Annotated in this window: 13 protein-coding genes; 9 read left to right on the top strand and 4 right to left on the bottom strand. The window is 74.0% G+C overall.

From position 1 onward, the window contains the following. From ND486_RS27415 to ND486_RS27400, 4 genes are all read left to right on the top strand, one after another. Window positions 1-1,140, top strand: a complete 1,140-nt coding sequence (locus tag ND486_RS27415) for a hypothetical protein (RefSeq protein ID WP_251787210.1) — start codon at window positions 1-3, stop codon at window positions 1,138-1,140. A 4-nt stretch (window positions 1,141-1,144) separates the two neighbouring features. Further along, window positions 1,145-1,711, top strand: a complete 567-nt coding sequence (locus ND486_RS27410; protein WP_251787209.1) for a hypothetical protein — start codon at window positions 1,145-1,147, stop codon at window positions 1,709-1,711. 24 nt (window positions 1,712-1,735) lie between these two features. Beyond that, complete coding sequence (locus ND486_RS27405) at window positions 1,736-3,367, top strand: glycoside hydrolase family 16 protein (protein WP_251787208.1); 1,632 nt, start codon at window positions 1,736-1,738, stop codon at window positions 3,365-3,367. A 185-nt stretch (window positions 3,368-3,552) separates the two neighbouring features. After that, complete coding sequence (locus tag ND486_RS27400) at window positions 3,553-4,467, top strand: glycoside hydrolase family 16 protein (RefSeq protein WP_251787207.1); 915 nt, start codon at window positions 3,553-3,555, stop codon at window positions 4,465-4,467. A gap of 160 nt (window positions 4,468-4,627) precedes the next feature. Here the strand turns inward: ND486_RS27400 and ND486_RS27395 are convergent, their stop codons facing one another. Further along, window positions 4,628-6,061 (bottom strand): NCS2 family permease, encoded by a 1,434-nt coding sequence (locus ND486_RS27395; RefSeq protein ID WP_251787206.1) that lies wholly within the window; start codon window positions 6,059-6,061, stop codon window positions 4,628-4,630. A gap of 65 nt (window positions 6,062-6,126) precedes the next feature. Between ND486_RS27395 and ND486_RS27390 the strand changes: the two genes are divergently transcribed. Beyond that, window positions 6,127-6,435 carry a DUF2530 domain-containing protein gene (locus ND486_RS27390; RefSeq protein ID WP_100879442.1) on the top strand — a complete coding sequence of 103 codons (309 nt, stop codon included), beginning with the start codon at window positions 6,127-6,129 and terminating at the stop codon, window positions 6,433-6,435. Window positions 6,436-6,452: 17 nt separating this feature from the next. Next, entirely contained in the window at window positions 6,453-7,190 is a 738-nt protein-coding gene (locus ND486_RS27385) for an SDR family NAD(P)-dependent oxidoreductase (protein WP_251787205.1), read from the top strand. Here ND486_RS27385 and ND486_RS27380 read toward each other — a convergent pair. The 3 genes from ND486_RS27380 to ND486_RS27370 all read right to left on the bottom strand — a co-directional run bounded on the left by ND486_RS27380 (window position 7,187) and on the right by ND486_RS27370 (window position 9,737). After that, a complete protein-coding gene (locus ND486_RS27380) occupies window positions 7,187-7,366 on the bottom strand; it encodes a hypothetical protein (RefSeq protein WP_251787204.1) in 180 nt (59 codons plus the stop codon). The genes ND486_RS27385 and ND486_RS27380 overlap by 4 nt on opposite strands. Window positions 7,367-7,382: 16 nt before the next feature. Next, the gene (locus ND486_RS27375) at window positions 7,383-8,555 is read right to left on the bottom strand and encodes an Ig-like domain-containing protein (RefSeq protein ID WP_251787203.1); all 1,173 of its coding nucleotides are present in this window, start codon (window positions 8,553-8,555) and stop codon (window positions 7,383-7,385) included. Window positions 8,556-8,687: 132 nt separating this feature from the next. Next, window positions 8,688-9,737: a UDP-N-acetylmuramate dehydrogenase gene (locus ND486_RS27370; protein ID WP_308215890.1), complete on the bottom strand. Its 1,050-nt coding sequence runs from the start codon at window positions 9,735-9,737 to the stop codon at window positions 8,688-8,690. Between the two features lie 23 nt (window positions 9,738-9,760). Here ND486_RS27370 and ND486_RS27365 point away from each other — a divergent pair, with 23 nt between their 5' ends. The 3 genes from ND486_RS27365 to ND486_RS27355 all read left to right on the top strand — a co-directional run bounded on the left by ND486_RS27365 (window position 9,761) and on the right by ND486_RS27355 (window position 12,231). Continuing rightward, the gene (locus ND486_RS27365) at window positions 9,761-10,258 is read left to right on the top strand and encodes a DUF2505 domain-containing protein (RefSeq protein ID WP_062399848.1); all 498 of its coding nucleotides are present in this window, start codon (window positions 9,761-9,763) and stop codon (window positions 10,256-10,258) included. Continuing rightward, entirely contained in the window at window positions 10,258-11,130 is an 873-nt protein-coding gene (gene purU / locus ND486_RS27360; RefSeq protein ID WP_208826575.1) for a formyltetrahydrofolate deformylase, read from the top strand. Before ND486_RS27365 ends, purU begins: the two co-directional genes overlap by 1 nt. Before the next feature lie 183 nt (window positions 11,131-11,313). Further along, a complete protein-coding gene (locus ND486_RS27355; RefSeq protein ID WP_251787202.1) occupies window positions 11,314-12,231 on the top strand; it encodes a DUF559 domain-containing protein in 918 nt (305 codons plus the stop codon). The last annotated feature ends 93 nt before the right edge of the window (window positions 12,232-12,324 follow it).

Here is a 12,324-nt window from a genome sequence, read left to right as displayed (position 1 = left end):
GTGCGAGCGCTGCTGATCGTGCCGGTCGTCGTCGCACTCCTGCTGGGGGCGGCGGGGCAGGTCCTGGCCGCACCGGCCGCGGAACCGGTCACCTCGGGCGTCGACGCGGCTCGCGTGCCGGAGGCGGCGCGGCCGTACCTCGACCTGGTCACGGACCTGACCTCGCAGGGCTGCCCGGAGCTGCCACCGGCCTGGGTGGTCGCCCAGGTGCAGGCGGAGTCGGGATGGGATCCGGAGCTGCGCACCGGCACCGCCGCCGGGCTGCTGCAGGTCTCGGAACGGACCTGGGTCGCGGCCGGGGGCGCACCGTGGCCGGACGCGGCGCTGGCCGAGCCGGAGGGGCACCTGCGCGTCGTCGTGCCGTGGCTCTGCTCGACGCTGCGCGCCGCCGCCGGGTACCTGGCGACGACCCCGAAGGACGTGCCGGTGCTCGACGCGATGCTGGTCTGCCACATCGCGGGCTGCAGCCGGGTCACCGGCTCGGTGTCGGGGGTCCCGACGGGCGGGGAGGCGGACTGCTCGCAGGCCTGCGCGTCGGCGATCCGGCGCTACCTCGACGCGGTGCACGGCTTCGTCGCGGACTACTCCGGCACGACGGCCGTCGACGACCGCGAGTCGTCCCCGCCACCGCCGCAGAAGGCCGCCCCGGCGAAGGCGCCGGCGGCGAAGGACGCCGCATCGGCACCGGCACCCGCCTGGACCGGCGGCGCGACGGGCTGCCACGAACCCGATCCGGTGCGCTCCGACGGCTGCCTGACCGGCGCGACGAAGCACGGTCTCGACGCGGTCCGGGCGGTCTTCGGCCCGACCATCGAGACGGTCGGCTGCTGGGACGAGCACCTGCAGAACCCGCGGTCGGACCATCCGAAGGGCAGGGCCTGCGACGTGTTCACCGGGGAGGCCGGGGCGTTCGCGAAGGGCGCCGACCTCGACGAGGGCTGGGCGATCGCGCACTGGCTGGAACGCAACGCGGCCCCGCTGAAGGTCAAGTACCTGATCTGGCAGGGCCGCTACTGGGACCCCTCGGTGCGCGCCGACGGCTCCGGCTGGGGCCGTCGCTACACCGGCGGCGGGGTCTACGACACCTCCGACGCGACCGGCGGCCACTACGACCATGTCCACATCAGCTTCGCGGAGTGATCCCGTGCGACGTTCCCTGCCGCTGCTCGTGCTCGCCGCGGTCCTCGCGGTGCCCCTGGCCCTGCTGGTGCCGGCGCTGCTGCCCGGACCGCCGTCGCAGGCCGTGCTGACCTCGGCCGACCGGGACGCCCTCGGTGATCCCGGTCCCGTCCGCGGAGCGGAGCCACCCGTGCCGGCGACGCGGCCGTCGTCGCCCGGGGCGGTGGCGCGCGCCTACCTCGTCGCCGCGCACGGCACCCGGGCCGGCGCGGCCGCGGGCACCACCCTCGACGGCACCCCGTACGCACTGCCCGGCAGCCCGGCCGCGGCCGGAGCGCCCGTCCTCGACCCGCCGCCGCCCGGCGCGGGACGGACCGCCGAGGTCGAGGACCTCGACGAGGGCGCCACCGACTGGGCCCACGGGCGCACCGCGCTCGTCGCGACCGTCCGCACGACGACGGCCGGCCCCGGCGCGGCCCCCGAGGTCCGGCGCTGGCGTACCCGCGTGGTCGTGGCGCTCGACGCGGCGGGCCACTGGCTGGTCACCGCCGACACCCCCATCACCACCGACACCCCCGACGTGGACGACTGACGTGACCGAACCTTGGAGTGGGCGATGACCGCCGACGAGCTCGAGCAGCTGCTCAAGTCCCTGCTGGCCAAGGGGGTCACGGTCGTCCTGCTGGCGCTGGGCCCTGCCGGGGAGCTGGTGGGGGTGGAACCCGGGGGGTCCGCGACGCCGTCGGTGAGCTCCGGGCAGGATGCCGCCGGTGCGCCGCGTCCGGACCTGGAGCTGGGAGCCGACGGCGAGGTGTGCGTCGGGTCGGGCGGGTCCTCCGGGGCCGGGTCGGGCTCCGGAGGGTCCGGGTCGGGCTCCGGAGGGTCCGGGTCGGGCTCCGGCTCCGGGTCGGGCTCGGACAGCTCGGGCGGCGGGGATCGCGAGCGCGGGTCCGGTGCCGACGGGTCCACCGCCGGGTCCGGGTCCACCGGGGCCGGCGGCTCCGACAGCTCCGACGGGTCGGACGACTCCGACGACCTGCGCCGGGCCGGCGGGTCGGACGACTCCGGGAGCGGCAGCGGATCGGACGACAGCGGCTCCGGGGACAGCGGCTCCGGGGACAGCGGCTCCGGAGGCAGCGGCTCCGGAGGCTCCGGTTCGGACGACAACGGCCCCGGCGACAGCGACGCGGGCAGCGGCTCGGGCAGCGGCTCGGGCAGCGGCAGCTCGGGCAGCGGCGACTCGGGCAGCGGCGACTCGGGCAGCAGCAGCTCGGGCAGCAACGGCTCGGGCAGCGGCGGCTCGGGCAGCGGCGGCACCGCCTCCGGCGCCCCCGACGAGTCCGGTGCCACCGCCTACGGCACCAGCGACGACGCCGCCGCGGGCCTCCTCACCGGTGGCACCGGCGGCCGGACCACCCCCGCCCCCTGCCCCACCGGCTCGGGTGGCGCGGCCGATCCCGCGCCCGCCACCGGGAGCACCCCGGAGGCCGGCGGTGCGACCACCGGCGGTGCGACGGCGGCCGAGGGCACCACCGCGGCGGCGAAGCTGGGCTGGGGCCGGCCGGTCCGCGCCGACGAGTTCGACAACGGCACCGACGGCTGGAGCATCTACGACGGCGCCGGGCACGCGGGCAACGGCCGGCGCACCCCGGACGCGGCCGCGGTGGCCGACGGCGTCCTGACGATCACCGGCGACAGCCAGGGCAACACCGCGGGCATGGCGTGGAAGGAGGGCTCCCAGCAGTACGGACGCTGGGAGGGGCGGGTGCGCGCGCCGGTCGGGGACCCGTCGTACAACGCCCTGCTGCTGCTCTGGCCCACCGCGGAGAACTGGCCCGAGGGCGGCGAGCTCGACTTCATGGAGATGATGGACCCCGAGCGGCAGAAGACCAACGCGTTCTTCCACTACGGCGCGGACAACTCCCAGGTCGAGGGCTCGGTCGAGATCGACGCGACGCAGTGGCACAACTGGGCCCTGGAGTGGACGCCGGACCGGATCACCGCCTACGTCGACGGCGAGAAGTGGTTCGAGACCACCGAGCAGAAGGTGCAGCCGCCGGGGCCGATGCACCTGTGCATCCAGCTCGACTGGTTCCCCAAGGGCGGGTCGGGGAAGGAGACGCAGATGCAGGTCGACTGGGTCCGCCAGTACACACTCGACGGGGGCGCAGCCGGCGGAGCGAACGGCGGAGCAGCGGACGGCGGCAGCGCCACCGGCAGCGGGGGGACCACGGGCTCGGCCGGCTGAGCCCGGCCATGATCACCGGTTGTGGAGTACGGAGGTACGCGAAGCGCACCCTGCGCTCCACAACCGTCGATCATGGAGCCCCCGACCGGCCCCGCCGCGGGAGGTGGCCCGGACTTCTCAGCTCCCCCACAGCCGTCCCCTCCTAGGCTGCCGCCGACCCGCCGTCGACGAGTGAGGAGGGGGTCGTGCCGGAACAGACGGAGCAGGAGCCCGAGCACGACCCCGAGGCGCCGTCGCGACGCCGCTGGCCCGCCGTCGTCGGCATCGCGGCGGGTCTGGCCGTGCTGGCCGGTGTCGTCACCGTCGCCACCGACCCGTCGCTGCTCACCGGCTCCTCGACCCCGACGCCCGCGCCGTCGGCCCCGGCGACGCCGCCGGGCGGGATGCACGACCAGGAACGCCCGACCGAGGTCGGCGAGCTCGACCCCGCGGCGCGCTCGGACACCGAGGCGGCGGTGCGCAACGGCTGGCGTCTCACCGACCACGACGAGTTCGACGGCGCCGCGCTCGACCGCACGCGCTGGAGCCCGTACACCGGGGAGACCACCGGCGGCAACGGTCGGCACCTCGCGGAGAACATCTCCGTGCGCAACGGCGAGCTCGTCCTGACCAGCCGGGGGCGCACGTCCGCCGGTCTGGCGTGGCGCGGCGGCCAGCAGTACGGCCGCTGGGAGATCCGGGCGAAGACCAACCCCGCCGTCGGCTACGGCGACGTGGCGCTGCTCTGGCCGGACGCCGAGGACTGGCCCGAGGGCGGCGAGCTCAACTTCATGGAGATCCCGAAGCCGCAGCGCGACGAGACGCACACGATCGTCCACTACGGCGAGGACAACAGCCAGGTCGGCAAGACCGTCCGCGGCGACTTCACGCAGTGGCACACCTACGCCGTCGAGTGGCTGCCCGACCGGGTCGTGTTCTACATCGACGGCGCCGAGGTCTTCCGCACCACCGATCCGGAGCAGATCCCGCCGCGGTCGATGCACCTGGCGATGCAGCAGGACATCGGTCCCTACGGCGACGACTGGATCCCCGCTCCGGACGCGACCACGCCGGACTCGCTCGACTTCCAGGTCGACTGGGTCCGCATCTACGCGCCCTGACCCGCTCGGCGGCGGGTCGGGTGTGACTGGGGAAAGAAGGAGGCCCCGGACCCTGTGGGGTCCGGGGCCTTCTCCTGTCCCGAACTGACGCGCCGCTCCCACCACGAAGCGACGAGATTGAGGTTAGCCTAACCTTCGTCGCGAGCGCAAGGGCGGGTTCTCAGCCGAGCAGCTCCCGCAACGGTCCCACGCCGAAGTACCCCACGAACAGCACCGCCACGACCCACATCAGCGGGTGGACCTGCCGGGCGCGACCGGTGGCCGCGGCGAGCGCGACGTAGCTGATGAAACCGGCGCCGATGCCGTTCGCGATCGAGTAGGTGAACGGCATGACCGTGATCGTCAGGAACACCGGGATCGCGGTGCGCAGGTCGTCGAGCGAGACCGAGGTGATCTGGCGGAACATCAGCGCGCCGACGACCACCAGCGCCGGGGCCGCGGCCTCCACCGGGACGATCGCGTACAGCGGCGTGAAGAACATCGCCAGCAGGAACAGGACACCGGTCAGCACGTTGGCCAGACCGGTCCGTGCGCCCTCGGCGATGCCGGCCGCGGACTCCACGAAGATCGTGTTCGACGACGCCGACCCCACACCACCGGCGACCGCGCCCGCCCCCTCGACGACCAGCGCCTTCCCGACGTCCGGGAGCTTGTCGTCGGAGTCGGTCAGGCCCGCCTGGCGGCCGAGACCGGTGAGCGTGCCCATCGCGTCGAAGAAGTTCGCCAGCACCAGGGTGAAGATCAGCAGGACGACGGTGATGATGTCGAGCCGGGTGAACGCCCCGAGCGAGACCTGCCCGACCAGCGACAGGTCCGGCAGCCCGACGATCCGGTCCGGGATGGCGGGCACGGCCAGCGACCAGCCGCCGGGGTTGGTCGGGCCGCCCGGGCCGACCCGGACGATCGCCTCGACGACGATCGCGATGATCGTGTTCACCACGACGCCGATGAGGATTCCCGCACGGACACCGCGGGCGACGAGCACCCCGACGATGATCAGTCCGACGACGAACACGAACGTCGGCCAGGAGGCAATGGAGCCGCCGGTGCCCAGCCCGACCGGGACGGTGGTGTTGGCCGCGTCGGGCAGCCGGCGCACGAAGCCGGAGTCGACCAGGCCGATCAGCGCGATGAACGCGCCGATGCCGACCGCGATCGCCGTCTTGAGCTCGGTGGGGACGGCGTTGAACACCGCCGTCCGGAAGCCGGTCAGGGCGAGGATCACGATGATGACGCCGTTGATGACGACCAGGCCCATCGCCTCGGGCCAGGTCATCAGCGGCGCGATGGTCACCGCCAGCAGGGTGTTGATCCCCAGGCCGGTGGCGATCGCGAACGGGTAGTTCGCGACGACGCCGAAGATGATGGTCATCACGCCCGCGACCAGGGCTGTCACCGCGGCGACCTGCGCGACCGGGAGGATCCCGCCCAGCGCGTCGGCCTTGGCCGACGGGTCGCCCGGCGTGACGCTGCCGAGGATCAGCGGGTTCAGGACGATGATGTAGGCCATCGCCATGAACGTGACGAGACCCCCGCGGAGCTCGCGGGAGACGGTGGAGCCGCGCTCGGACACGCGGAACAGGCGCTCGATCACGGCGACACCCTAGACGCGGTGCAACGCTGCGGGTTCCGTACGTGCACCGTTTAGGCTACGGCCCCGTGACGGCCCACGACAGCGAGCGCGCGAGCGATCCCCCGCCCCCGCCGCCGTTGCCGGCGCGCTTCTACGAGTCCCCGCCGGTGATCCTCGGCGGGATGCTGCTGTGGGCGGTCGGCGCGGGCGTCGCCGCCGCGTTCGTGATGGTCACCGGCTCCGGGTTCGATCCCGCGAGCGGCGCCGGCGCCTGGTTCTGGACCTGCATCGCCGGGGTCGGGGTGGGCCTGTTCGGCGCCGCGGTGTTCTCGGCGCAGCGGGCCGCGGCCCGGCGCGGGGACCGGTCGGCGCAGCGCGGCGTCGAGCCGAGGTAGGTCATAGGCTCAGCGGCATGACCGCGAACGACCGTCCGACCGCCGTCGTCACCGGGGCCTCCTCCGGGATCGGCGCCGCCACCGCCCGAGCGCTCGGCGCCGCCGGCTTCCACGTCGTGCTGGGGGCGCGCCGGGTGGAGCGCTGCGAGGAGATCGCGAAGGAGATCGACGGCACGGCGCTGTCCCTCGACGTCACCGACCGGGAGTCCGTCCGCGCGTTCGCCGACGCCGTGCCCGAGGCGAAGCTGCTGGTCAACAACGCCGGCGGCGCGAAGGGCCTGGAGCCCGTCGCCGACGCCGACGAGGACGACTGGCGCTGGATGTGGGAGACCAACGTCGCCGGCACGCTGCGTCTGACGCAGGCGTTCCTGCCGAAGCTGCGGGCGTCGGGCGACGGGCACATCGTCACCGTGACCTCGATCGCCGCGCTGGACTTCTACGACAACGGCGCCGGCTACACCGGTGCCAAGCACGCCCAGGCGATGCTGCACCGCACCCTGCGCGGGGAGCTGCTCGGCGAGCCGATCCGGATCACCGAGATCTGCCCCGGCATGGTGGAGACCGAGTTCTCCGAGGTGCGGCTGGGCGACGCCGAGAAGGCGGCGAAGGTCTACGAGGGCCTGACCCCGCTGACCGCCGACGACGTCGCCGACACGATCGTCTTCGCCGCGACCCGCCCGTCGCACGTCAACCTGGACCAGATCGTGCTCAAGCCGCGTGACCAGGCGTCGGGCACGCGGCGGCACCGGCGCTAGAGGGTCTCCTCCGACCGGCGGTTCTGCTCGGCGTCGTCACCGGGGCTCTCGCTCCGGGCGGCGCCGGCGATCCGTTCCTCGGACTCGCGCAGGATCTGTTCGGCACCGGGTTCGGTGCCCTCCTCCTCCGGGAGCGGGGTGGCACGGCTGGCGGCGCGGTCGTCGGGAACGCTCATGGCGGGCGGGTACCCGCTAGGACAGCGCCGACAACCCCTTCCACTTCTCCCAGGACAGCGTCCAGTCCCACAGGTCGCCGTCGCGGGCGGAGAGCTGCACGGGGGTGCCGGTGACCTCGACCGGGTCGCCGTAGAGCACGGTGTCGTAGTACGCCTTGGCGTTCTCGATCGACAGGTTCACGCAGCCGTGGGTGACGTTCGCGGCCCCCTGCGCGGCGGCCGACACCGGGTTGGCGTGGATGAACTCGCCGTTGTTGCTCATCCGGACGGCCCACTTCTCGACGACGTCGTAGCCGTACTGCTGCGAGACCATCCGCTTGTCGGTGAACTTCTCGGTGACGACGTGGATGCCCGAGCGCGTGTTGCGGTTCGGGTCGTCGGCCAGACCGTAGGACGCCGGGTAGTCCGCGATCTGCCTGCCGTCGCGGATCACGATCATCCGGAACGATCGGGCGTCGGCCTTGACGATCTGGGCGCGGCCGATCGCGAACGACGTGGTCAGGTCCTCGGCGCCGTAGCTGCCGCCGCCGTAGTCGACGCCCTTGAGCGGCGCGTCCACGGTGACCTTCGTGCCCGACGGCCAGTACTCCTTCGGCCGCCAGTGCACGCGCGAGCCGCCGTTCTCGTCGGGCAGCCAGCCCCACGCGCCCTCGACCTCCTTCGAGGTCGTGACCTTGAGGACCTTCTCGATCGCGGCGCGGTCCTCGACGTGCCGGTCGAACTGGATCTCGATCGGCGCCGCGATGCCGACGGTGCGGTCGTCGCCGATGTTCAGGGTGCCGCGCACGGTGTGGGCGGGTTCCAGCGTCGCGACGGTGCCCTGCACGGGGGTCGCCGTGCCGTCCGGGGCGACGGCGCGCCCGTGCCAGGTGTAGGTGGTCGCGAAGTCCAGGTCACCGCTGCTGGTCCAGGTGGTGCGGTCCGGGGACAGCGCGCCGTCGACGGCGTCGCCGTCCGGGCCGGTCAGCGACACCCCGTCCAGCGTGCCGCCCGCCGCGCGGACCGAGACCGGCTGCGCCGGGTTCGCCGACGACGCCGAGGCGGCCGGCTGGTAGCTCACCTGTGGTCCGGCCGGGGCCGGGGCGGCCTGCGGCACCGCCGGGTCCTGCGGCGGGGCCGCGAGGGCCACCGCCCCGACGACGCCCAGCGCGCCGATCAGCGCCACCACGACGATCAGTACCCGTCGCAACCGTTCCCCCGCGTACTCGATCTCCTGCGTTGCGCACCGACCGTACGCCGGGATCCGGTCCACGTGATCGGCAGGAGGACGGTGCTCCCCCGTGCGGCGCAACGTGAACCGGACGTCGATGTACAGAGGGTGTCAGACGGCGCAGTTCACCAGCACCGGTTCGGGATGCAGGGTGACGCCGAACCGCTCGGCGACGCCGCCCTGCACCTCACGGGCCAGGGCCAGCAGGTCGGCCGTCGTCCCGCTGCCGCGGTGGGTCAGGGCCAGCACGTGCCGCGTCGACAGCGACACCCGGCCGCCGGGGCCGGCGTGCCCGCGGCCGAACCCGGCGTTCTGGATCAGCCCGGCGGCGCTGAGCTTGACCCGGCCCTCTCCCGCGGGCCACGCGGCCAGGCCGTCGACCTGCGGCGCCCGCTCGGTGGGCAGGATCGGGTTGGTGAAGAACGAGCCGGCCGACCAGGTGTCGTGGTCCTCGGCGTCGAGGACCATGCCCTTGCCGCGACGCAGCCCGAGCACCGCCTCGCGGACGGCGGCCGGGTCGGTCCGCGTCTCCGGGTCGACGCCGAGGGTGCGGGCGAGCTCGCCGTAGCGGATCGGGGCGGAGCGGCCGTCGGCGTGCAGCGCGAAGCGCACCCGCAGGACGATCGCGGCGTCGCTGCCCTTGAGGACGCTGGTGCGGTAGGCGAGCCCCAGGTCGGAGGCGGGCACGTGCGCGCGGACGGTGCCGGTGCGCCGGTCGTAGAGGTCGACGTCGACGAGCAGGTCGGCGACCTCGACGCCGTAGGCACCCACGTTCTGCACCGGGGTCGCGCCGGTCCGCCCGGGGATCCCGGACAGGCACTCCAGCCCGCCGAGCCCGTCGGCGACGGTCGCGGCGACGACGTCGTCCCAGTCCTCACCGGCCTCGACGGTCAGCAGCACCCGGTCGCCGTCGCGCTCGTGGCCGATCCCGCGCCCCGCCAGCAGCACGGCGGTGCCGTCGAACCCGGCGTCGGCGACGACGAGGTTCGACCCGCCGCCCACCAGCAGCACCCGTTCCCCGGCCCGGTCGGCCGCGGCGACGGCGTCGACCACCTCGGCCGCGCCCTCGGCGCGCACGATGCGGGAGGCCGGTCCGCCGAGGCGCAGTGTGGTGTGCGCACTGAGCATCGGGTCGACCGTTGTCGGAGCGGGGGAACTCACGACCGCAACGGTAGCCTTCGCCCATGCCGCGCTCGATCGACTACCGCGCAACGTCCGCGCATCCGGCCTCGAAGGTCTACGCGGCGATGGTCGACCGCGATCTCCTGGAGGAGCAGCTGCGTCACATCGGCGGCCCCGGGGCCGGGGTGACCGCGTACGAGACCACCGCCGACGGCGTCCGCTACACGCTGCGGCACGGGATCCCGGGCGAGCACCTGCCGTCGATCGTGTCGTCGTTCGTGCCCGGCGGGGACCTGCAGATCGACCGCAGCGAGCAGTGGCGGGCCGGCGACTCGGGCGTCTACGACGGAACCGGCTCCGTGAAGGTCATCGGCACCCCCGCCACCGCACGGTCGGTGATGCGGATCGCAGACGTCGACGGCGGCAGCGAGGTCCGGATCCGGGCCGAGGTCACGGTCAAGGTCCCGCTGGTGGGTGCGAAGATCGAGCAGGCGGTCGCCGGGCAGATCGAGCAGCTGCTCGCCGCCGAGACCCAGTTCACCCTCTCCCGGATCTCCTGATGCCCCACTACGTGATCACCCTGTCCTGTCCGGACCGCACCGGCATCGTCGCGCGGATCAGCACGTTCCTCGCCGAGCTCGGCGCCTCGATCACCGAGGCCGCGTACCACGCCGACGTCGAGGCCGGGGTGTTCTGCACCCGCCAGGTCGTCGACGCCGCGTCGGTCCCCTTCGGCGTCGACGAGCTCCGCGCCCGGTTCGCCCCGGTCGCCGCCGAGCTGGGCGGTGAGCACCGCATCTCCGACACCGGCGTCCGCAAGCGCGCCGTGCTGCTGGTGACCCGCGACCAGCACTGCCTGCACGACATCCTCGGCCGGGTGTGGGCGGGCGAGCTGCCGGTGGAGATCACCCGCGTGATCGGCAACCACACGTCGCTGGAGCCGGTCGTCGCCGCGCACGGCGTGCCGTTCCACCACGTGCCCTTCCCCGCGCCCGGCGACCCGGCCCGCGAGCAGGGCAAGGTCACCGCGTTCGAGGAGATCCGCAAGCTCGTTGACGACGACTCCCCCGACGCGATCGTCCTCGCCCGCTTCATGCAGGTCCTGCCCGCGCACCTGTGCGAGGCCTGGGCCGGGCGGGCGATCAACATCCACCACAGCTTCCTGCCGTCCTTCGCCGGGGCGCGGCCCTACCACCAGGCGCACCGGCGCGGGGTCAAGCTGATCGGCGCGACCTGCCACTACGCGACCGCCGACCTCGACGCCGGCCCGATCATCGAGCAGGACGTCGCCCGCGTCGACCACGGGGACACCGCGACCGACATGGTGCGACGGGGACGCGACATCGAACGCCTGGTGCTGGCCCGGGGGCTGCGGTGGCACCTGGAGGACCGGGTGCTGATCCAGGGCAACCGGACCGTCGTCTTCCGCTGAGCCCACAGCCCTGCCGCCCTGCCGGGTCGCGCGCAGCGGAGTGTCGTCGAGATGCAGCTCAGCGGGAATTGTGGATCTCCGTGGCCCGCTGAGCTGCATCTCGGCGTACGTCCTCGTTCGCGATGGCGATGGCGTCCGGCCGATCCGGTCCGTCGGCCGGGGCAGCCGGCGCATGATCAGCGCGTGACGATCCCCGGATGGCCCGAGGTGTTCCGCGGGACCGCGGCCGTGGCGGCGGGTCTCGTCACGCCCGACCTTCTACGAGGGCCCCGTTACCGCCGGCTGCTCCCGGACACCTACGCGCCGGCCGACCTGCGCCCCGACCTACGGCTCCGCTCGCTCGCGGCGCACCGCTGGGCCGGATCGGACGCCGTGCTCAGCGGATACTCGGCCGCCGAGCTGCTCGGCGCGTCGTGCGCACCGTGGGCCGCACCGGCCGAGGTGACCGTCGGTGCGGCGCACCCCGGAGCCCGCTCCCGTGACGGTGTGCTCGTCCGCCGCGACGTCCTGCACCCCGACGAGGTGACCGAGGTCCGCGGCGTCCGGGTCACCACGCGTGTCCGCACCGCGTTCGACCTCGCGCGGCGTCTGTCCCCGACCGAGGGTGTCGTCGCCGTCGACGCACTGTCCCGCGGGTCGTTCGCCCCGGACGTGCTGCTGAACCTCGCGGTCCGGCACGCCCACGCCCGGGGTGTCCGACGGGTGGTCGACGCGACGGCGTGGGCCGACCCGCGCGCCGGCTCCCCGCCCGAGACCCGGCTCCGGCTGATCCTCGTCCGGGGTGGCCTCCCGCGGCCGGTGCCCCAGCACCCGGTCCTCGACGACGCCCGGCGCACGGCGCTGTGGCTGGACCTGGCCTACCCGGACCACCACCTCGGCGTCGAGTACGACGGCGGCGGCCACTTCGCGACGCCCGAGGCGGCCCGCGCCGACGCACAACGGCACACCCGACTCGTCGCGGCGGGGTGGCGGGTGCTGCGCTACACCGCACCGGACATGCACCGACGGCCCGACGAGATCGTCGCCGAGGTGGGCCGGGCCCTCGACCGCACTCGCCGAGATGCAGCTCAGCGGGTCATGGAGATCGACAATTCCCGCTGAGCTGCATCTCGGCGAACTCCCCCGGGGGGGGGCACACGACGGCGCCCGCCCCGCGTGCTGCGGGACGGGCGCCGGATCGTGCGGCTCGGGCCG

The sequence above is a fragment of the Pseudonocardia sp. DR1-2 genome (assembly GCF_023717215.1).
Classification (GTDB): domain Bacteria; phylum Actinomycetota; class Actinomycetes; order Mycobacteriales; family Pseudonocardiaceae; genus Pseudonocardia; species Pseudonocardia alni.
Note: the sequence above shows the minus strand (reverse complement) of the source record. Positions and strands in the feature narration are given on the sequence as shown.